Source organism: Mesorhizobium sp. M7A.F.Ca.US.014.04.1.1 (assembly GCF_003998745.1).
In the GTDB taxonomy this organism is placed as follows: Bacteria; Pseudomonadota; Alphaproteobacteria; order Rhizobiales; family Rhizobiaceae; genus Mesorhizobium; species Mesorhizobium ciceri.
Genome location: NZ_RZRW01000933.1, coordinates 1 through 1,508, shown reverse-complemented (window position 1 = coordinate 1,508; position 1,508 = coordinate 1). Strand labels below are relative to the sequence as shown.

Below are 1,508 nucleotides of genomic sequence, written 5' to 3'. Positions count from 1 at the left end.
GCCGACAGGTCGCCGCCATGGGCTGTTATTTCGGCCTTGATGGCACGCAGCCGCGCCACGCGCACGCCTCGGCCCCGGGCGATTTCTGCCGCGTCTCGGGTGGCACCCATGGCCAGAGCGACGAGATCGAAAATATGCGTCGTCGCCAGATGCCAGGCCTCCGGGGTCAGCACGTCGCCGGCATCCTGGATCGACCTGACATAGTCGAGCAGCAGCCGCATCGCCCCGCCGGAGGTTGGCAGCGGCTGCATCAGCGCCGGCGCCGGGTCGCCGATCAGCGGTGACAGTGCCTTGAGCGAGAAGCTCATATTGACGAAGCGAAGACCGCCTGGCTGGATGACATTGAGGCCGACCTCCTCGCCGCTCATCATCAGCGCCTGGCCGTTGCCGACCGGCTCCTCGCGGCCGCGATGCTTCATCACGCTTGCGCCATCGAGGGCGACCAGGAGGACGAGATCGTCGCTGTCGATCAGCGACGTCGAATGATGGACGCGGAATTCCGAACACGTGCCCGTGGCGATGCCGAGGCCAGGCAACGCGCGCACCTGCATATCGACATGCGTCGGGCCGAGTGGATCGAGATCGACCTTGAGCACCGTGCGGCCATAGACCTCGCGCATGACCTCGACGCGATCCCGCTCCGGAAGCGCGTCCGTCATCAGTCGGAACGAGGCGGTTGGCCCCATCGTCGCCGTCACCGGCATCCCCCATGCCTCAGGTCAATCAGAAGCGGCGTGATATGCGCCGCGCCTCCGAAAACGTCAATACAGGGCCGTTTGGGCCGTTTTTAGGGCCGCTGCGTCCAAGCTGCCCGCTTTTGCCGGACCTAGTTTGCAGCGCGTTTCCGATCAGGAAGCGCATCGCAAACAGCCACAAGGGGGTTCGATGTATCATTTGCAATTGTTCAGGACACTGTCGGGGCTCGCCTCGGCAGGCTTCAATCCACGCGTCTATCTGTTGTCCATCGCTCTCGGCGGAACCGTCGCCGACCATCGCGATCCGAAGCGGCCGTGTGGGGAGCGTCGGCCATGAGCGTCCGGCATACAGTCCTGGCGGCACCGGTCCTGTGCCTCGGCCTATCGGGCTGCGTCGGCATCAACCCGGTTTCTGCGGTCGTCGGCATGGCCGGCATGGCGGCGGCCAACTCCGCCGGCATGGCGCAATCGAGCGTCATCAGCCCGCAGGAGCAGGCGAAGTACGCCTCGATGTCCTGTGCGGATCTGCGGCAATTGATGGCAGGTTACGAAGAGGCGAAGAATCATGGGCCGTCGGTCAAGAAATACGGCGGCATGGCGCCGGCCGGCAAGACGGCGATCGTCAACAATGTCATCGGCACGCGGCTTGTCTATCTCCGGCAGCTTGTTGCGAGCAAAGGATGTTGAGGGCCTCGTCACACCACGCCTGCCGGGCGGCACTTGTCGGGCTTGCCGGCTGGCTGGCCTTCAGCGCCGGCGGCGCTTACGGCCAGGGCAAGGGACCGACGACACGCTCGCGCCTCGGTGCGATGC

At 65.3% G+C, this 1,508-nt stretch carries 2 protein-coding genes; one reads left to right on the top strand and one right to left on the bottom strand.

Annotated features, from left to right (window positions below; all coding sequences use genetic code 11):
- Positions 1–659: AraC family transcriptional regulator (locus EOA22_RS33255; RefSeq protein ID WP_245478751.1), on the bottom strand; the 659-nt coding region annotated here is incomplete at its 3' end.
- Positions 660–1,028: 369 nt separating this feature from the next.
- On the opposite strand from EOA22_RS33255, the gene EOA22_RS33245 reads away from it, so the two are divergent.
- Positions 1,029–1,382 (top strand): hypothetical protein, encoded by a 354-nt coding sequence (locus tag EOA22_RS33245; protein WP_013528880.1) that lies wholly within the window; start codon positions 1,029–1,031, stop codon positions 1,380–1,382.
- The last annotated feature ends 126 nt before the right edge of the window (positions 1,383–1,508 follow it).